Annotated in this window: 28 protein-coding genes and 1 pseudogene; 19 read left to right on the forward strand and 10 right to left on the reverse strand. The window is 38.6% G+C overall.

What is annotated here, in order from left to right; all coding sequences use genetic code 11:
- The coding region (locus tag AN486_RS01770) for an HNH endonuclease (RefSeq protein WP_367142413.1) at positions 1-209 on the forward strand (209 nt) is incomplete at its 5' end.
- Between the two features lie 100 nt (positions 210-309).
- Here AN486_RS01770 and AN486_RS01775 read toward each other — a convergent pair.
- The 4 genes from AN486_RS01775 to AN486_RS01790 all read right to left on the reverse strand — a co-directional run bounded on the left by AN486_RS01775 (position 310) and on the right by AN486_RS01790 (position 2,881).
- Complete coding sequence (locus AN486_RS01775) at positions 310-1,332, reverse strand: hypothetical protein (protein ID WP_290598905.1); 1,023 nt, start codon at positions 1,330-1,332, stop codon at positions 310-312.
- A gap of 204 nt (positions 1,333-1,536) precedes the next feature.
- Positions 1,537-2,031, reverse strand: coding sequence for a hypothetical protein (locus AN486_RS01780; protein ID WP_290598907.1), 495 nt, complete (start codon positions 2,029-2,031; stop codon positions 1,537-1,539).
- Positions 2,024-2,383 (reverse strand): hypothetical protein, encoded by a 360-nt coding sequence (locus AN486_RS01785; protein ID WP_290598909.1) that lies wholly within the window; start codon positions 2,381-2,383, stop codon positions 2,024-2,026. The genes AN486_RS01780 and AN486_RS01785 overlap by 8 nt, the downstream gene beginning before the upstream one ends.
- Positions 2,384-2,389: 6 nt before the next feature.
- On the reverse strand, positions 2,390-2,881 hold the full coding sequence (locus tag AN486_RS01790) for a hypothetical protein (RefSeq protein WP_290598910.1): 492 nt from the start codon (positions 2,879-2,881) through the stop codon (positions 2,390-2,392).
- A gap of 2 nt (positions 2,882-2,883) precedes the next feature.
- On the opposite strand from AN486_RS01790, the gene AN486_RS01795 reads away from it, so the two are divergent.
- Positions 2,884-3,084 (forward strand): hypothetical protein, encoded by a 201-nt coding sequence (locus tag AN486_RS01795; protein WP_290598912.1) that lies wholly within the window; start codon positions 2,884-2,886, stop codon positions 3,082-3,084.
- A gap of 232 nt (positions 3,085-3,316) precedes the next feature.
- Here AN486_RS01795 and AN486_RS01800 read toward each other — a convergent pair whose 3' ends face one another.
- The gene (locus AN486_RS01800; protein WP_290598914.1) at positions 3,317-3,517 is read right to left on the reverse strand and encodes a hypothetical protein; all 201 of its coding nucleotides are present in this window, start codon (positions 3,515-3,517) and stop codon (positions 3,317-3,319) included.
- On the opposite strand from AN486_RS01800, the gene AN486_RS01805 reads away from it, so the two are divergent.
- The 8 genes from AN486_RS01805 to AN486_RS01840 all read left to right on the forward strand — a co-directional run bounded on the left by AN486_RS01805 (position 3,504) and on the right by AN486_RS01840 (position 7,054).
- A complete protein-coding gene (locus AN486_RS01805; protein ID WP_290598916.1) occupies positions 3,504-3,860 on the forward strand; it encodes a hypothetical protein in 357 nt (118 codons plus the stop codon). The genes AN486_RS01800 and AN486_RS01805 overlap by 14 nt on opposite strands.
- An 87-nt stretch (positions 3,861-3,947) precedes the next feature.
- Positions 3,948-4,250, forward strand: coding sequence for a hypothetical protein (locus AN486_RS01810; RefSeq protein WP_053539823.1), 303 nt, complete (start codon positions 3,948-3,950; stop codon positions 4,248-4,250).
- A gap of 101 nt (positions 4,251-4,351) precedes the next feature.
- Positions 4,352-4,882 (forward strand): hypothetical protein, encoded by a 531-nt coding sequence (locus AN486_RS01815; protein WP_290598920.1) that lies wholly within the window; start codon positions 4,352-4,354, stop codon positions 4,880-4,882.
- A gap of 103 nt (positions 4,883-4,985) precedes the next feature.
- Positions 4,986-5,429 (forward strand): hypothetical protein, encoded by a 444-nt coding sequence (locus AN486_RS01820; RefSeq protein WP_168636666.1) that lies wholly within the window; start codon positions 4,986-4,988, stop codon positions 5,427-5,429.
- 82 nt (positions 5,430-5,511) lie between these two features.
- On the forward strand, positions 5,512-5,799 hold the full coding sequence (locus tag AN486_RS01825; RefSeq protein WP_053539820.1) for a hypothetical protein: 288 nt from the start codon (positions 5,512-5,514) through the stop codon (positions 5,797-5,799).
- 105 nt (positions 5,800-5,904) lie between these two features.
- Complete coding sequence (locus AN486_RS01830; protein WP_053539819.1) at positions 5,905-6,129, forward strand: hypothetical protein; 225 nt, start codon at positions 5,905-5,907, stop codon at positions 6,127-6,129.
- Between the two features lie 41 nt (positions 6,130-6,170).
- The gene (locus AN486_RS01835) at positions 6,171-6,626 is read left to right on the forward strand and encodes a hypothetical protein (RefSeq protein ID WP_053539818.1); all 456 of its coding nucleotides are present in this window, start codon (positions 6,171-6,173) and stop codon (positions 6,624-6,626) included.
- A 107-nt stretch (positions 6,627-6,733) separates the two neighbouring features.
- Positions 6,734-7,054 (forward strand): nucleotidyltransferase family protein, encoded by a 321-nt coding sequence (locus tag AN486_RS01840; RefSeq protein ID WP_053539817.1) that lies wholly within the window; start codon positions 6,734-6,736, stop codon positions 7,052-7,054.
- Positions 7,055-7,158: 104 nt separating this feature from the next.
- Here AN486_RS01840 and AN486_RS01845 read toward each other — a convergent pair whose 3' ends face one another.
- On the reverse strand, positions 7,159-7,872 hold the full coding sequence (locus AN486_RS01845) for a hypothetical protein (RefSeq protein WP_053539816.1): 714 nt from the start codon (positions 7,870-7,872) through the stop codon (positions 7,159-7,161).
- Between the two features lie 156 nt (positions 7,873-8,028).
- On the opposite strand from AN486_RS01845, the pseudogene AN486_RS01850 reads away from it, so the two are divergent.
- The 4 genes and pseudogenes from AN486_RS01850 to AN486_RS01865 all read left to right on the forward strand — a co-directional run.
- A pseudogene (locus tag AN486_RS01850) lies at positions 8,029-8,520 on the forward strand (RNA-guided endonuclease InsQ/TnpB family protein); the annotation flags it as partial.
- A 599-nt stretch (positions 8,521-9,119) separates the two neighbouring features.
- On the forward strand, positions 9,120-9,869 hold the full coding sequence (locus AN486_RS01855; protein WP_015081613.1) for a ParA family protein: 750 nt from the start codon (positions 9,120-9,122) through the stop codon (positions 9,867-9,869).
- Entirely contained in the window at positions 9,869-10,780 is a 912-nt protein-coding gene (locus AN486_RS01860; protein WP_290598929.1) for a ParB/RepB/Spo0J family partition protein, read from the forward strand. The genes AN486_RS01855 and AN486_RS01860 overlap by 1 nt, the downstream gene beginning before the upstream one ends.
- Before the next feature lie 33 nt (positions 10,781-10,813).
- On the forward strand, positions 10,814-11,314 hold the full coding sequence (locus tag AN486_RS01865) for a hypothetical protein (protein WP_290598931.1): 501 nt from the start codon (positions 10,814-10,816) through the stop codon (positions 11,312-11,314).
- 86 nt (positions 11,315-11,400) lie between these two features.
- Here the strand turns inward: AN486_RS01865 and AN486_RS01870 are convergent, their stop codons facing one another.
- Complete coding sequence (locus AN486_RS01870; RefSeq protein ID WP_290598933.1) at positions 11,401-12,354, reverse strand: nucleotidyl transferase AbiEii/AbiGii toxin family protein; 954 nt, start codon at positions 12,352-12,354, stop codon at positions 11,401-11,403.
- Positions 12,355-12,613: 259 nt separating this feature from the next.
- Between AN486_RS01870 and AN486_RS01875 the strand changes: the two genes are divergently transcribed.
- From AN486_RS01875 to AN486_RS01885, 3 genes are all read left to right on the forward strand, one after another.
- Positions 12,614-12,820, forward strand: a complete 207-nt coding sequence (locus AN486_RS01875) for an HNH endonuclease (protein ID WP_199924269.1) — start codon at positions 12,614-12,616, stop codon at positions 12,818-12,820.
- Positions 12,821-13,236: 416 nt separating this feature from the next.
- Complete coding sequence (locus tag AN486_RS01880) at positions 13,237-14,199, forward strand: site-specific integrase (RefSeq protein ID WP_053539804.1); 963 nt, start codon at positions 13,237-13,239, stop codon at positions 14,197-14,199.
- Positions 14,200-14,238: 39 nt separating this feature from the next.
- Complete coding sequence (locus tag AN486_RS01885) at positions 14,239-14,580, forward strand: hypothetical protein (protein WP_039204260.1); 342 nt, start codon at positions 14,239-14,241, stop codon at positions 14,578-14,580.
- 9 nt (positions 14,581-14,589) lie between these two features.
- Here AN486_RS01885 and AN486_RS01890 read toward each other — a convergent pair whose 3' ends face one another.
- The gene (locus tag AN486_RS01890; RefSeq protein WP_053539803.1) at positions 14,590-15,162 is read right to left on the reverse strand and encodes a hypothetical protein; all 573 of its coding nucleotides are present in this window, start codon (positions 15,160-15,162) and stop codon (positions 14,590-14,592) included.
- Between the two features lie 500 nt (positions 15,163-15,662).
- Between AN486_RS01890 and AN486_RS01895 the strand changes: the two genes are divergently transcribed.
- Positions 15,663-16,505 (forward strand): DNA/RNA non-specific endonuclease, encoded by an 843-nt coding sequence (locus tag AN486_RS01895; RefSeq protein WP_053539802.1) that lies wholly within the window; start codon positions 15,663-15,665, stop codon positions 16,503-16,505.
- Here AN486_RS01895 and AN486_RS01900 read toward each other — a convergent pair.
- Positions 16,502-16,888, reverse strand: a complete 387-nt coding sequence (locus tag AN486_RS01900; protein WP_053541310.1) for a nuclease A inhibitor family protein — start codon at positions 16,886-16,888, stop codon at positions 16,502-16,504. The genes AN486_RS01895 and AN486_RS01900 overlap by 4 nt on opposite strands.
- Before the next feature lie 112 nt (positions 16,889-17,000).
- Positions 17,001-17,954, reverse strand: a complete 954-nt coding sequence (locus AN486_RS01905; protein WP_290598939.1) for a DUF4351 domain-containing protein — start codon at positions 17,952-17,954, stop codon at positions 17,001-17,003.
- A gap of 180 nt (positions 17,955-18,134) precedes the next feature.
- Between AN486_RS01905 and AN486_RS01910 the strand changes: the two genes are divergently transcribed.
- Positions 18,135-18,323, forward strand: coding sequence for a hypothetical protein (locus tag AN486_RS01910; RefSeq protein ID WP_290598941.1), 189 nt, complete (start codon positions 18,135-18,137; stop codon positions 18,321-18,323).
- Positions 18,324-18,331: the final 8 nt, after the last annotated feature.

The following is an 18,331-nucleotide window of genomic DNA, read 5'->3' on the forward strand; positions in this document are numbered from 1 at the left end:
GTAACAGTAAGCTCTATGACAGTCATACCTCTAAAGCCCTCAAACGGCAAAACCATAAATGTGGACATTGTGGATTAAAAATGCTTAGTGATGAAAAGGTACATCTGCATCATGTTGATGGAAACCACGAAAACTGGAAAATAAAGAACCTTTTAGCCATTCACGAAAGCTGCCACGATTATATTCACATGAGCAAAAGCGAAAGCTAAGAACATCGGAAGCTGGGTGCGGTGAAAGTCGCACGCCCAGATTTAACAGAGAGGGGCGCGGGATAATACCCGTCCTCGACTCTACCTAGAACCATTATTTTTAAGGTACAAGCTTTGAAGCCATGATAGTCAAGCTTCTAATTTCTGTATAGGTGGGCATTAACGCCACCTGCAACATAGCAAACCCCAGTCCCAAGGGGACTAATACAAAGGCTGACCAACCTGCTAATACAAATGATTGCACCAGCATAACTAGAACAATCACACTAGGGTCTGGCTCAAATTTAGCGCTTGTCCAGAGGTACATTGCGATCGCTGGTCCTAGACCCAGCAGAACTACAAGGAACAAATAGTCCAGACCAGCCCCTGAAACTTGCAAGGTTGGAGTTTGGTACCAGCGGTCTGGTCTGAGCAATAAGTCTGCTAGAGGAGTTTTAGAGGAACTCCCATCCCTAAACAACAGACCCAGATTCCAGCCTTCTATAGCTACAGAAGTTAGGTTAGCAATTATCATGCGATAAGCACCGGGAGCAATAAGCGCAGACGTGGTGGCACTCAGGGATAAACCTGGTGTTACCCAAGTGAGTAGGAATGTCCAGAGAATGTTGTTTATCCCTGGTGGAGAGTTCAACCCTCTTTCCCTCAAGCTTTTGGTAGGTGGTGGGTCAGAGGCAAGCAAGGAAGGAATAGCCAGCCCTGTTAGGATTGGGATTACACTCACTTGAATTGGTAGGAAGGTTTTGACTAGCCATAGAGCCAGCGTTGCTCCACCTACTGCCATTACAACTAAAACGAGATAACCTATCAGGTTGCCGTTGTCGCTACCGCTCCGATCCTTGTTGAGGAATATCAGTAGAGAGATAATTACTACAGGAAACACCCCGGTTACAAACCCTGGAGGGCTGGGGATTGGTAGGAAGCAGAACAACAGCAAGGTCACTACTCTCACTATCTTGATATTGCCCCCTATTTCCTCAGTCAAGGCAGCCGCACTCTCGCGGTCTCTCACCAATAGTTGGTTGGGGTCTACATCCTCATTAAGGAGATAAACAATGAAGTAGGCGAGAACCATAGCCACCAGCCTGACTTCTGTTTTGCATTGGAGAGCAGAACATAAAGTCATAGCTGCTCCCCCTGCTATATATGGAGTTATCAGAGAATGCCTTGCTAGGTGGGAAACAACCCAGCAGAATAGTATAAAGACAAGAATAAAGTGAATGCTCATAGTAGTTTGTGTAGAAATCCTCTCACTATTCTTTTTTTCTTAGAGAAGATAATATTACCAGCAGACACTCAAAAGGTCAGTATAAACTACTGACCTTTCAAATTAGTCCTTATTCTTCTTCTCACAGTTAACTAAATCAACATTCCCGTAACTATTCCCATACAAGTCAGTTACTTGCATACCACCAATCTTCACTATGCCACTTCGCATAATGACAGCACTCTCAAGGCAACCAGTGTCTCTAGACTTTGATAGCTCTTTGCGGGTTACTTTACCCTCAGAGTTAATGGTGACATTCTTCCAGTAGCTACCAGGCACTAGTGTAGCCCTAACATTCTTAACAACTCCTCTATCTGTGTTTAGGTTAAGGAGGTAGGAGCGATCGCCAGAGCCTACTATTTTGATGTACTTGTAGTACCCTATTCTAGGCTGTTCTATGGGCTTCGGCACCCAATCTTTTGCTAGAGAGGGTATAGGGTTGGGAAACACACCATCTATTGCCTGTAACCATACAATTCCCCAGACAACAAATGAAGACAGATAGAAGAAGAACTCTTTTACTTCTGCTCTGCTCAATGATGGTTTTTCCTCACTCATCGCTCCACCCCACTACAGCAGGTCTGTTAAACCCATCAACTGCCAGGGTCGCTTGACCTTTCTGTCCCTGGCGGGACAACAAGTTGCGGGGGTCTTCTACTCTGAGATTTTCATCATCAGACAAGAAGACAAGCACACAGTTCTCCTTACTATATTTGTAGGAGAACGTGATGTACTCTTTAGCCCCGCAGAAACCTAATACTCTGGTCTTGAGAGTATAAGTTCCTGGGGCTGGCCAGGCAGAATGTTTCACAATAGGATAAACACCACTGCCTTGACCGACACTCACCCAAGCAAGGGCTGGAGTGGCTAGGGCTGCTGCTAACAACCCTATTATCTTTATGGGGTGCATTAAGTTCTATTTGCAAAATATTGTGATTAATGAAATAGAACCTAATGCTAACACGGCAAGTGTAAGTAATATGATGGCTGAATTTAAGTATTTACTTTTTGTGTAACCCAGGGTATCTAAAGCTTCTTCCGATTCTACCCAAGAGTTAATAATAAATGCTTTTACTCTTGCATTTTCTTTGTTGTAGTATTCATCTGTCATTAGCTTTCTTGGTTTTACGGCACTTCCAGTAGGTTTTGATAGTAGTCCAATTGCATTTAAGCTAACTGACAATATGGTCAAGCATATAAATAAACTTTTTATCCATTGTTCACAAATTAACTCAGTTGGTGCATCTAAGCCAAATTTCAGTAATACACCTCCAAAGCCTAAAAACATTCCCATTCGAGAATCTAGATTATCCAGACTTTTTGCTTTTGTTTCTAGCATTCCTTTTGTGTATTCGTAAGCTTGGTTTAAGTTTAGGTTACAATTGCTTTCGTTGTTTTGTGTATTCATATATGTCTCAAAGTGATAATGTAGCTAATTCTCAAAGCGAATCTTTAAATGTGCCTAACCCTCCAGTAGCACCTGAAGTTAAGGCTGAGTCTGTTTTGCCCATTAATCAGACTCCACCAGAATCTTCTATTCAGGGTACTACTCTTAGATTTTCTGAACCAGAGTCTAATATTGCTCAATTTTCTAGAAATTCTGATAATTAATTATTTTCGGGAGGCGATCGCGCTTCACCTACCCGCACAGCACAAAACCAAAACCAGGAGCTTGTGACCCCTTGTTATAGTTTTGTTAAAACAGTGCAAGGATGATTATTAATTCAGCAATTCCCTGGTTTTGATAACTGGGGATTTTTTGTATAAAATATACGAATAGTTAATGGTTTTTATTTCCATGAAAATCAAATTATTCATAATTTTATCAATTGTAATATTTCCATTAGGAATAGCAAATCGCTCCGTAGCGAACTGCTTGCAGCAGCGCAGCGATCGCATTAGAAACCCAGTCAAAAGTAGAAAACACGGTTAATATAGTCCCCTCGTTGGTGTTGCAGTCTTGAGTTACCTGGAGGTTATCGGTAGGGGCGCTATCGCGCAGAGGGGGCGTTGTTTTTCCCGGTATCGTTATGGCTATCAACATTCTTTCCAAAGCTGACAAGAAACTTTCTCAACTCAAAGATGGAATTCGAGTTTTGGCTTGGGAGCAGTACAAGATTGATAATCGTGTTAAAGGTGAGGAAGGTTATAAAATCTTTGAAGCAGAATGGTTAACTCATGACATTCATAAAATGGATCAAGCCAAGTTTGATAAGTTTATTGCAGGTTTAGGTTATACCGTAGATGACTTACTTGCTGAAAGGAATAGATATTATCAGAAACGTAATCGAGCTACTGGTATTGGTAATGAACCAGCTAGTTTTAATAACGAACCTGCCAGTGTTGATTATGTTGAAGGTAATCAACCAGATAACATTCCATACTAATTAGTTTACAGTCCTAGTCTCCTTTGGGGATTAGGGCTTTTTTTAATGTTATCACTTGATGTTTTTGATTATCTAACATGAGGAATTATGGCAATTAACATCCCCAGTAAATTTGGTAGCGGTTTACCTCCTGAACCCAATAAGAAAAAGGGTATTGACTTTGATAAACTTACTGAAAAACTTCGCTTTGAACGTGATAATATTCAACCCTATTTAACTAATCATCAACTTCTATTCTATCATCATAATTGTGATTTATTTGTAGGTAATTACTATCACGGTAAAAATCATTTCCTGAATGTGAACTTCACCAGCGATGAAAGTGAAGAATACCCACCACATCGTAATGATGAATATGATGAAGTTGGTAAGATTTTAGCTAATTTGTAGTTCTTTAGTCCTGGTTCTCTCTGTGGGAATCCGGGCTTTTTTTATTCACATTAATCCTTGGGGGCTATCGCTGAGGGGAGTTGAGTAATTTGGAGAATTTCATGAATCCTAACCCCAGTGATTTGAAATTAGTTAGCAAAGTTAAATCCGAAACTTTAGCTGATTTAAAAAGCTTTTGTAGAGAAAGCGTGAATTTAATGACTAGCGATGTTAGTAGTTACGCTCAAGGCAGATATCGCCTTTGGTTATTTCATGAGTGTGATTTGAGAACTCCTGGAACAATTACTAATGCTTATCATAATGATGATAGACTTGGGAATTTCTGTCAGCGAGTTTATCCCGGAACTAATATCGGCTTGTTAACTTTTGGTGGCAAGATTGGTAATATTCAAAGTACCGGATTGATTATACCACATCGGGATCATAGTTATTCTAGACCAATTGCTAGAACCGTGAATCTTGGTAGTTGTATATTTAATTATGATGGCAAAGATTATCAACTTAATGATGGAGATATTATTGAGTTTAATTGTAAGAAACTTCATGGTGTTACTAAAATCTTGAGTGCAGAAAGATTTAGTATCAATCTTTGGCAGTTGAATCAAGAGAAAGGTTATCATCCAGTAGTTTAATTACAAAAATAAATAACTCCAGTTTAGCAATAGATTGGAGTTAAGTAAATTAATTTGTGGGGACGCTATCGCTGACAGGGGGCGTTGTTTTTTTGTATTCATCATGTTTTATCAAGCCCCTGAAATCCAAGGCAGTATCCGCAATCTCCGTCAATATTATCGTGAATCTATGCGTCAAGACGTATGGGCTTATGAAATATATATTGATGACGTTTTGGTGAAGAGTGAAGATTGTCATTGGTGGTCTAACACCCGTGAAGAAGTTATCACAGAAGTTAAAGAAATCGGCGAACAACTCAAGCAAAAGGAGTTAGTTAAACGAGAATTAGCTACTGTTGGCGATCGCATTTACGTAAAGTGGTGTACAGATATCACCAGAGCAGGTAAAGCTCAAGGTATCACCGGCTATTATGGGATATTTGAAAAGCGGCATCTCTATTGTTGTGCTACTTATCAGAGTTTAGATGCTGCATTAGCGAAATTGGGTGAAATTGAAAGTAGAAATGATGCTGAGAAGGCGTTATTTAATTCTTTCAGAGATGATTAATTTATAGTTATCAACCCCAGTCATTAGATTGGGGTTATTTAATGCTATCGCTTGTTGACTATGATGTTTTTGTAATATCATTATGTCAGAATATACTGAATATCATGAAGCTCATGGAATGCCAGTTTCTGTAACAAAATATGAACCGGAAGATTGGGAGTTAGAGGTTCAGGAATACGAACAACGAGATAGTGAAATGAAGACAAATTTAGCAATAGCTCTCAATAATATGTTATCGGCAAAGTTCCAAGTTGAGAACCTGAATAATCCTACTATATCGTATGAAGTAAGGATTGAATTGATTAGTAGATTTATTAACAACACCATTAAATCTATTCAGGAAGTTCAACAATTAACTGACATTGAATAAACCCATGAGTCTCTAGTTTATCTAGGGACTTTTTTTATTGCTATCGCTAAAGAGGATACCAAACTTGCCCGGTTAGACGAGGATATTCAACGCATTACTGGGGAATTGGCTAATAAACATTCTGAACAGATTGCAGATATTGAATCTCAGATTGCTAATCACCGGGATGCTATTGAAGAATTGGAGAAACAACAGGCTAAATTATTGAGCGATAGCGAAGCGCTGCTGCAAGCAGTTCGCCGCATCATCACACTCAAGAAACAGTACCATGAACACCGGGAATCAACATTGTCTTTAGACCCTGGTTTATCGGTGTTTTTGAATGATTGAATACTATCGTTTTCTAGTGTTGTTGAGTTCAATGCTAAACAATGGAATTAAGAAGATATCGGTTTAATCGCAAAGTAGGTAAAATTTACTTAGAAGTTGGTAATCAACTGAGTGAAATTGGGTCTATTTTGAAGATGATTATATTATGGGCATCTACACCAATATTTGGTAAGCCATTTGCCCATTTACCTGCACAGAATTGGGTGCAAATAACGTTTCTTGATATGCAAGGAAATTGGTGTTATGCACTGTTGAATAGTGGAACTACTGATGCTTTAAATCCTTGGTTACAATACAGAAAACAAGTGGAATCAGAACTGGAATTATGTGGAGTAATCACCACCATTAGTTTTAATTTAGTTGAAGGTGAACATGAATGTTTTGATTATTCATTTTCGGGAGTTCGGGGAAAACCAGGACTCGAAGAACGGATGAAAACACTGATTGATAATAGTGGTCATGTTTTGGTGGATACATCGGTAAATTTATTGACGTGATAGTTGGGAGATAGGGGAAACCTAAACAAACATAAATTGCTTTATTATTTAAATCGAAGGATTAAGAAACAGTTAGTAAAGATTGGTTTTTTTTTAGAGGAATAGACATGATACAGGATAGTGATCGAAAAATTGTTTCAGAGTTTCGCTCTCGACTAGAAGCGATAATTCCCATTTTGGATTTACGGGTATTTGGTTCAAGAGCGAGAGGTGATGCTACAGAAGAATCAGATTTAGATGTGTTTATTAAAATTACTGAATTAGATAGATCATGTCGAGAAAAAATTAGCGATTTGGCGTGGGAAGTAGGTTTTAAATATGATCTAGTTATTTCCACCTTTGTAGTTACAGAAGCACAGGTAGAAAGGGGAGCTATGGGAGCTAGTCCCTTACTGTCTAAGGTGTTACAAGAGGGTATTGCTATATGATAAATCAGCAACTAAAGTTATTAATTGAGTACCGTTTATCCGAAAGGGAAGAAATGTTAAGAGAGGCGAGTATTTTATTAAAAAGGTCAAGAGACAGGTGTGAGTTATTGATTTTTTCTTTCAATTGGTATTAAGGTTTCCAAATTAAACAATCTAACACCTATATCTATGACGAAAATTCCTAGCATTTGGAATATTATAAACATAATAAACCAAGATTTCAAACCACCGGGAATGTTGGTTATCATGGTAGATATTCTCGATAAATCCTCTATTTTATCTTTGTTATTCTCAAATTCTTGCCAGTTTTCATCATCGTTTCGTTGATAAACTTCTAATGCCTTGATTCTGCTCATCAATGAAGAATCATCCCAGAACAGCATTTTTTCTATTTGTTGCATTTTGCTAGAGTTTTCCATGACATGAACTTCTAATCTAATTAATGCCTCAGTTGATTGTCTGTCAATAATGGGATTTTCAGTTAAGGATTTCACAAGAAATTCTAACTCATCAGTAGAGCGTCTTCCAGTTCCTAATTTGATTGTTTCGGGAATGGCCTTGAGTAAAATTCTATTTCTTTCATTTGAAGCTTTAAGTTTTTCTTCTAGCTGTTTTCTATTACTAATATCAATCGCTTGATTGATGATAAAATTATTTTCTCGCTTAGACGAAACTAACAAACAAGTATCATGATCATAATACTCCCAGTTTATCTCTGTACCCACTGGAGCATTTACCAACTTCTGGATTTCTTGTCTTTGTTCATGACATCTACTGCCTACAGACATTCCCTTAAAAGATTCTTTATCTAAGTTCATCAACTCAGCTAGTATGCTCCGGTCTACTTACAATTGGAGTTTGGCTGACAGAATAGCTCAATACAACCAGCAATTTATCCAAGGTGACTATTGTGATATTAGGACTAAAGTAGAAGCTTGTCCATTAACTTGTTTTGTCAGTAAAAATGGAGCAAGTTTCACAAAAAGATTACAGATAAAAGGACTGCTTATCAATGGAGTGTTGCTAATACAATAGTTTCTAGAAAGGTTGATGCTATTGCTTTAGAAGATTTAAATGTCTCCGGTATGTTGAGGCGTTGCAAAGTTAAAACCGATAAAAAAACTGGAAGATTTTTAAAGAATGGGCAATCTAGAAAAAAAGGATTAAACCGTTCTATTTCTGATGCAAGTTGGAGTGATTTGATTTTAAAAATTGAGTATCTCGCTGTAAAGCAAGGAAAAGTTGTAATTAAGATTAATCCTAAATACTCCAGTCAAGAATGCAGAAATTGTGGGCATACTGATAAGTCAAACCGTGATGGTGAGAAATTCATTTGTACTGAATGTGGGTATCACGAACACGCCGATATTGGTGCTGCAAAGACTATTAGAGATAGAGGTTTGGAAACTTGTATTGAGCGAAGTCGAAATATAGTACGTGGGGACTCCGCGAAACTTGCTGTTTAACAGCTAAACGCCCAGAAGATGAGCCAGTGCGGTCTTGGGGTTTCCCCAAGTAGAGCAACTGGCGGTATCAGCACGCACTTTTGTGCAAACGTACTGAGTCTGGGAACCTGTGTGAGCAGGATATTAGGATTGTAAAATCTGGTTCTTCGGTTATTTTTATGGAAAACCTGGTTCAAAATCATTGAAAGCCCTATTGTGTAGGCATTTCATTGAAAATATGGAAATAATTGTTTATAACCCTTGTCCCGTAAGGGTTTTGTTATCATCAATCCTCAATCACCATAAAAGAGACGCAAGAGCCTAAAATCTTAAGAATCCCCGTGTCTTTAGAGCGGGGAGTGTCAAGACAAAAAAATGCAATAATAAAGTAAGGATTTTGCTGATGAATTACCCCTGATTTTCCCTGACTCTCAAGTATAGTCCTTTCAAGGTGACTAACGGAAATACGTCATTTCATTACTATCATCTTGAATCTTCCGCTCATATTTTGGTTTTTTTGAAGGTTGAAACAACCAATCTTCCTTCAAAATTTCACCACCTTGAAAGGGCTACTCTCAAGTATTACCATAAACTGTAGAACCAAGAATTTAAAGAAAATTGTGACTAAAATTATTGCTATTTTCAATCAAGCCGGTGGGGTGATGAAAACCAGTCTGACGATGAATTTGGGTTATCATCTCTCCCTCAAACATAAAGTTTTACTGGTGGATACTGACCCCCAGGCATCCCTGACAACTTTTATGGGACTTGAACCCCATGAACTTGAAGAAATCGTTGCTGACTCACTACTCACACCAGAGACTAAATTACCAATTCACCACAATTTACACGGTATGGATTTAGCCCCGGCTAATATTACCCTCAGTGCGGTAGAATTACAACTCTCTGCGGTTATGGCCAGGGAACTACGACTCAAACAAGCTTTAGAACCCATTTTAAATAACTACGATTTCATTTTGATTGACTGTCCTCCCTCTTTAGGTATCCTCAGTATTCTCGGACTCTGTGCTGCTACTCATGTTTTAGTGCCAGTTCAGACTCATTACAAAGCATTCAAGGGAACGGAGTTATTATTGGATAGCATCAAACAGGTGAAGAAACATATCAATCCGAAATTAGCGATCGCCGGATTTGTGCCAACCTTGTATGTGAATGCCAACCAAGACAAAGTGATTTTGGAGGCTTTGGAACAGCAGTTATCACCACTAGCCAAAGTTTATCCGAAGATACCCCGTGCCACAGCCTTTGCGGATGCAGTAATGAATAGTCAACCATTGGCTGTGTATGACCCCAAACATCCAGCGATCGCAGTTCTGAAAAAGATAGCATTGGGGATGGAGAAACTGTAATGGTCAAGAAACCTTTAGAACTCCCAAAAATGCGTGGTGTGGAAGATTTGTTGAGTATGGATGTGGAATCAGAATCACCAACTGCCACCGTTAATATTGATAAAATTCGTTTACCTGCTCAACAACCCCGACGGTATTTTGACCCTGAGAAACTCAATCAACTGGTGCAGTCAGTTAAAGAACACGGGATTTTACAACCTTTGTTGGTGCGTGCTGTTAATGGTGAATTTGAGTTAGTCGCTGGTGAACGCCGACTCCGGGCGGCCAAAGCAGCGGGGTTAACAGAAGTACCGATTATCACCAAGGAATTATCTGACCTCCAAACCCTGCAAATCGCTTTACTGGAAAACCTGCAACGGGAAGATTTAAACCCAGTTGAAGAAACCGAGGGGATTCTAGAACTACTCAGTATTGAACTTGATGTAAATTCTGGTGAGGTGATATCAATTCTCAATCAAGTTGCCAACGCCAAAAAACGAGGATTAGAACTGACGGAAAACGTTTCCCGTCAACTGGAAATTATGGAATCTGTGTTGTCAGGTGTGGGGAGATTCACTGCTGAAAGTTTTCGGACCAGTCGTTTACCATTATTGAATTTACCCGATGATGTCTTGGAAATCTTGCGGCAGGGTCAACTAGAATACACCAAAGCCAGGGCGATCGCTAAACTCAAAGATGACGGTGAACGTAGGGAACTACTGGATAAAGTTCTTAATGAAAATCTATCTTTAAGTGAGATTAAGCAGTTAGTAAAGGAATTAACCCCAGGGAAAATCACAGCCAAAGAAACATTGAATGCTAAATATTCTGAGATTGGGAAACGGTTGAAGAATGCCCAGGTGTGGGAAGATGCTAAAAAAACCAAAAAGCTAGAGAAATTGTTGAGTGATTTAGAACAATTGTTGGAATAGAAACCCAGAAATAATCAAAACAGGAGATGCACTATGGCGAGAAAGTCTAAGGATTTTAAAGATTTGATGAAACAAAAACAGAGTTCCCAAGATAAGCAGAAAAACCTGGAAGCACTTAGAAAGAAGATGGTAGAGGGGGGATTTGGGGAATTGGCTGCAAATATACCGATAGAACCCAAGGGCGTTCCAAAAATGTCAGAAATTCTCCAACAGTTCGTTGCTCCGTACTTAGATAATGTACACACATCAAAACGACGTAAATCATTATTTAGTTTGGCTGTGATAGCCTGGAATGCGGCGGTGATGCCTGAATCTCAACAAAAAACAACACTTGATACTTTCTTGGAACAACAGTTATCAAATCAGGATGCAGAAACTCAACAGGGGGTTACACAAATGATTGCTGAACTAATTGCTAGAAAACATCAGCATTTTTCTGATAATAAATATTTTATTCTGGACTTTCAAATTACAGAAACAGGACAAAGATATGATATCTCTGTGGCTTCAACTTTGTGGGAAAATCCTCAATGAATTATGACTGTAGCACCTATGTCACACAATTTTCTTAGAAAAGAGTAGATTTGTTTGTGTTTGCCGCGAAGAAAAGCGATTAATTGTCATTCCCAGTCTTGTTGAGATTCGCTAAATGTTCTAGTTGTCTTGTTTAAATTAAAATCAGCCGCCATTAAATCAATACCATCAATAATTTTACTAGGTTCGGCAATTCTCAAAGCCGTAAAACATTTGTCTCGATAATTAGGGTGATTTTGGAAAAAGGATATCGCTTTTTTTAAAGGTTCAATTACAGGATAAGCTGATTCTGCCTTCTCAATAGCTGCTTGAGGAATGGGAGAATTGAGCCTTTGCATCGCCAAATCAATTAAATCTCTCGACTCTACCGAGGAATCATTCCATCTGTCAGAATTAGCTAAAAGTTTTTCTGCAAAACTGTCAATTTGATTTAAGCATGGGACAGGCGACCAACTGAGATAATCTGCCTCTCCCAATTCAATCCGTCCTTCCATAATTATCTCAAATTTAATCAGAGTTTCATCAACTACAATGGCAAATCTTACTCCGTACTGATCAGCTTTAATTTCTCCGGGTAGGTTGAGATTATTTTGAGTATTAAAAAGGGCATTATATTGATTTTCAGCTATTTTTTGTCGTAGTAATCGGTAGCCAGTACCAGTGGAACAGAGAAAATCTATATCTTTGCTTAATCTATATTCCCCATGATTTAAACTAACCAGAGTCCCACCGCCAAAATACGCGCCACACTCTAATAAAAAATTAGCATTTAATTGATTAAGAACAATTAAAATTTTTTGATGAAATTCCCTTTCAAACATTTTTGCTCCTAACCATGAATGATAATATTGAGCTAATTGTTGCACAAATAAGGCTTCCGTATGGATCAAGTTGCCTAAAACTCCCCGGTAGTGCCACCCTCGTTCATATATTCTCAGCATTTCTAAAGGAGTAAGATTTTCTATATCTTCTCTTTGCCAACATAATTTTTCTAGAAACGGTAATTTCTCTGGAGTTTTAATTTGAAGTCTAATTAACATTGGGGTTATACTGGAGTTTAGTATTTTGAATCAGGGAATAGGAAGAAAATTGAAGCAGGAGTCAGGTTTCGCATTGATAAATAATTATTATAATTGTCAATTAAAGCAATATTGTAATTATATCCCATATATCTATTTATCAGAAACATTAATAAAATCCTAATAATAGGAAAGGATAGTAATTTATTGGTACATTTATCAACAAAAATGTTATTATTTAATAATAGTAAAGTGCTGATATTAAGATTCAACAGTTATCATGGGATACCCAAAATACTGGAAAGAACTAGCCAAAACCATCAAGGAAAAAACTAATTGGTGTTGTCAGAAATGTAATCGCCTTTTACCTCCAGATCAACCAAAGGAATCCCGTACATATCTACAAGTACACCACTGGAATCGTGATCCATCAGACAATAGACCCGAAAATCTAGTAGCTTTAGGTAGCAAACCGAGATACCTGTAAAAACCTGCAAGATGGTCTGGAAACTCTTGCTGTGTCTAGGTTTCAGCCTTAGCGTACTATTCTCCCGTTTTGGCAGGGTAGCAACTGAAAACCTTTATTCGTAATACTTTCAGGCTATCTTGCCCCTGGTGACAGCAACGCTAGACCCGGTGAATTTATGGGAAAACCACTGCTAAATTTTCTTGGGAAAAAATCAGGCTGTGGAAAACCGGAATTGAGAACACCGTGCAGAATTTTCTTGGGGGAAATCTTGATAAAGAGCGAACTGCTTGCAGCAGCGCTTCGCTATCGCCTCACCGCAGCCCCCCACAGAAATTACCCCATCAACACCAAATAAATTTTCTTGAGGGAAAAGGGTAAACTACACTATTACTTATCAGAATATAACTAGCTAGAAGGAATCTTCGGATAAGTAAATGAATGAATCCCCGGAAATTGGTGAAATAACTGTTGTCAATTCCCTAGCTTTGACTGCACCCACTCCCCTAACTGAACACCCTGCTGCTGTCTATCTCTCCAATTTGTCCGCCGGTTCTCGTCCGGCCATGGAGCAATCTTTGAATGCGATCGCCAAAATCCTTACCAGCAATGAATGTGATGCGCTGACATTAAATTGGGCTGAACTGCGTTATAAACATACAGCCTTATTACGGTGTATACTGATGGAAAGATATGCACCAGCCACAGCTAATAAAATGCTGAGTGCATTAAGGAGAGTCTTGAAAGAAGCATTACGACTTGAATTAATGGATGCTAGAGATTTCGCTAGGGCGGTAGATATCGCTAATATCAAGCTGTCTAAGGAATTGAAGGGGCGTTTTTTATCTGAAACTGAAATTAATGCCCTGATGCAAACTTGTTTTGATGACCCCACTCCCATTGGTTATAGGGATGCGGCACTGATAGCAATTTTGCGGGGTGCAGGATTGCGGCGGGGGGAATCGGTAAAATTAATGTTGAGTGACTTCCATTCTGGCAGTGTTAAAGTTCGCAGTGGTAAGGGTGGTAAAGACCGCACTGTTTATTTACCAGATGGGGTGTTGCCAATTATCGAAGACTGGTTAGAAATCAGAGGAAGAGAAGCGGGGGCTTTAATCTGTCACATTAATAAAGCCGGGGCAGTGACTTTACGACAACTGACACCTCAAGCGGTATTATTCATTTTAGAAAAACGGGGTGCAGAAGCTGGGGTAACAAACTTTTCTGCCCATGATTTTCGCAGGACTTTTATTTCTGAGTTGTTAGATTCCACTGATATTGTTACCGTCCAGAAATTAGCCGGTCATGCTTCACCGGAGTTAACATCAAGATATGACCGCCGAGGTGAGGAAGTTCAACAACGGGCTGTACAGGCAATTAATGTTCCCAAACGGAAGTGATAATATTTTATTAGTAGTTAGTTTTTAGAAGTAAAAAAAATGGCTAAAGGGTTTGGTGTAAAGCCAGAAAAGCAATTAGGATACATCTTACAGTTAATACCAGAAGTCAAAGCTTATGCTGTGAGATTCAATTATAATGACTTTCATGAAAAAACTGGAGAGGAATTTATTGGCGTAACAAGTATGCTTCATGAGGCTCAAGTCTGGAAGAAAAAGGAGCAAGCTAAACAGTCAATTGAAAAATATTCTGACTTTCTACTGGAAAAGGTAGAAGCTGGTTCACAGGTGCGCGTAGATATTAAACAACTTAAACGTTCCAGTGACGGTAAACTCACTGATGAATTAGTTGAGTCATTATTATTTCTACCAGAGAAAAATTAATATTATCCCTTACTGTTTGACTGGATAATACAACCCATCACTAACCTGAAATTTCCAGCCTAAACTGCTAGGGTCACGATTCCTGGACCAACTGATAAATTCTTGCTCACTCTTGCTTTCCCGTTCCGTAATCAAACTTTGTGGAGTCACCCCCAATCGTTGCGCTAAATTTTCATTAGCAAAAGAAGTTATTTCTACTGGTTGCTGTTGATACTGATATCCTGAATATCTTTGTCTGGAGTTACCACCGCTATATCTACCAGAAGCGATGCCTCCGGCGAGCGAAGCTATCGCTTTTTCAATTTTCTCCAACTGTTTACCAAGGACTTCTAATTTAGTGGCCACCTGTTGATCTTGCTGACAAAGGTGCGTTTCCAGTTCCCCCAGCTTCTCCTCCACCTGCTGTAATTCGCTGGTTGCTTCCAGTTTTACACTGCTATCGAACTGCGCTATCAGTTCCTGTAATCCTTGCAATAACGCCGTTGTGTGACCGTCGCGGTGGATTTTTGCTAGTTGCCGTACTACCGGAATTAGTACAGTCGGCACGCGAATCATTTCACTGGGTAGGGTCTTGTTATTCATGGCGATATCAGTTTTGATATCAATTGTAAACCAAATTTTCCTCTAAGAATTTCCGACTCCCCGGTGTCGGTTCGCAGACAAAGTGAAAATTGTCGCGGACTATGTAAAAATTTGTCGCAGACTAATTGAGAATGACCTTATGTTACCCTTATCCTCTCGTTCTACACGGCGATGCTCCAAAGGAGCCGCCGTAGGCATCGCTACTTACAGAATTATTGCTCCAAAACCTATACTGTAATGAGTTGCGAACTTTTATCCTCATTTGGCGGAAAATTTCAATTAGTCCGCGATTTTGGTAGGAATTTTTCATCTACTCCGCGACAGATTTTCACTTTGTCTGCGACAAGGTAAGTTAGAACCCTGATTATTCCGTTGAAATTTTTTCAATTAGTCTGCGAACCGACACCGGCAGATACCAAAAGATTGCACAAGCAGATTGCCATTGTTGACCTAATTGCTTTACAGTTTGTTTAAGTGTTTCAATAATAACCGAGTAATTTATGATCAAGTTTATAAAAGTCCTAAAAGTCCGATTTTTAATTAGTTTTGCAATTGGGCTACTGATTTGTTCACCGGCACAAGCACAAACTTTAGAATTAGAACCAGAATTACTTGCTAGAAATATACCATCGGTTCATTTACTGTTGGGTAATCCCAGTCAAGCCACAACCAACATCAATAACCCTGATAATGACTTGATGATAAAACCCCAGTATGTACTGTCTTACAATCGCAGTAATGGTACTCCTAATTGGGTAAGTTGGCAGTTAAATAAATCATGGTTTGGGGATGCCCCACGTCAAGATAACTTTAGACCAGATAACACATTACCTGAAGGTTGGGAACGCATCAAACCCACTGCTTATAATGGTTCAGGGTATGATAGAGGTCACATTACCCCATCGGCTGATAGAACCCGTAGCATTGAAGATAATACAGCAACCTTCTTAATGAGTAATATGATGCCCCAAACACCCGATAATAATAGGAATACTTGGGGGAATCTGGAGGATTATTCTAGGGAATTAGTATCACAAGGTAAGGAACTTTATATTATTGCTGGTCCGGTTGGCAGTAAAGGTAAATTGAAAAACCTAGTCACAATTCCCCAATCCACTTGGAAAATTGTTGTAGTCCTAGATCCTGATGCTGGACTCAAGGGTATTACTGCTAATACCCGTGTTATTGCTGTCAATATCCCCAATGATGAACAACTTGATAATAATTGGAAGGTCTTTAGAACCAGTGTGGATACCCTAGAAAAACTAACAGGGTATGATTTTCTCTCTAATGTTTCTCCCAATATTCAACGGGTGATTGAAAGCAAAGTTGATGATCTTTAGGTTTCGATAACTTTTGTGGAAACCCCTGCTATACCATCAGGGGTATTACCGGTAATGTAAACATCAATTTCTCTATTACCTATTTTGTAAACTTGTAAATCTATTAAATTAGTTTTTAAGAGATTCACAAGATTCTGAAACTTTTTCACAGTGGCTTTTTCCTCGTCTTCGTGCCAATCTTCTGCGGTTACAGAGTTTCTAAAGAAATCATCAATTTCCACAAGTTTAACGGGTGTCTCCTGAGAATGACCCGTTTTTTTTAATACTGTAGCTTCATTCAATACTGCGGATTCCCATGCGAAAACCTCAAATGGGTACTCTGATTCACTGGTCATCAGTAACCCGTCGGTGGCTTGTTTTAATATGTTTGTGATGTTGGTCATTTTAGCGTTCACGAAGTGTAGTGTAACTATCCCTAATAATTTAATTTTCTCTAATCCCAGTTTCTCAGTTTTTAGTGTTCCCCACAATTAATGAAAAGTGGGGTTGTTACTTCTAGGACTCTGGTTTATTTTCTAACCACTGTTCTAAATCAGTGATAGAGGAGAAATCCAAGAGCGCTTCACCGAGTAATTCTAATTGGTCAATTGTCAATGTCCGAATTGTGTCAATGAATGATGATTCAATTTCACCAAATCGCCGATTTAATAGTCGGAGAATTAGTTGTTGTTCTCCTTTTAATTCACCGCGTTCCATTGCTAATTCTTCTGTTGGACTAATGAAAGGCATTTGATTTTCCTCCTCTAAATGTTTGATTTTAGCTACTAATCCTCGTTGCAATTCTTTGGGCAATGACATCATCTTATCAATGATTTTAAAGAGTTTAACTATTTTTTCTTTTGTTAAGCCTCGCTCGTAAAGTCCCCTAATTAATGTCCATTTCCACTGTTCCCGTTCTGCTAAATTACCTGTGGTGGCTTTGGTTTTCAAGTGCGCCATTACTATGATAGCAAAGGGATTATCACTTGATTCTAGTTCATTCCACCGTGATTCGTAGTCCAGGAGTTTAGCAATAGGGAACTTCAGACTTAATTCACAATCTAACATGGCTTGATGATAACTGTTAGGTCGCCAAGTGGAACTTGTGTCTCCTAAAATTGCCAAACTCACAACAAATTGGTGATAAAGGTCAAAGGCACGGTAATTATAAGTGTACATCCGTTCTTCAAAGTCAACATCATATTGACTCTGAATCTCAATATGAATTAAAATCCATACTTGTGTTTTATCCAATAACCAAACTTTGTACAGTTTATCTGCAATCCGTTTTTCAGTTGATGATGAAGCTGTAATTTGTTGTAGTTCTTTATCAAGTGATTCCGGTGGTTTTGTCCAATCAATTGCTTTATAAGCTACAGGAAAAAAGAAGGATAAGAAACTATCAAAATATTCGTTTAATGCTTCTTTCCACGATTCATCGTAATTCGCAGTGATTTCTTTTTTGGTCATAAAATGCTATGCTAATAATTGTTATTACAACTTCGGTTTCTTTACTTTGATGTGTTGATATATATCTAATATTTTAACCTAAAATAGTTACTTTTTTATCCATATTTTATATTTTAACTAAAGTGAAAACCTATTTTGAAATACGGATAAGTTTTGATTGATTTAGATACTAAAACGGCAATGTTTACTAAAATTGATTCAGTTACCATTATTAATCATGTTACTTTATTGGTATTCTACACAGAAGCCCATTGTTGGCAGTTCCGGTTAATTACTGCTGGTGGTGAGGTGTTTGGTGAACGCAAGCTTTACTACAGTCCAGAAGCAGCAGAAAAAGCGGGGCGGGAATGGATTGATCTGGATAGTTGATTTTTGGA

The organism is Anabaena sp. AL93 (assembly GCF_001672085.1).
Classification (GTDB): domain Bacteria; phylum Cyanobacteriota; class Cyanobacteriia; order Cyanobacteriales; family Nostocaceae; genus Dolichospermum; species Dolichospermum heterosporum.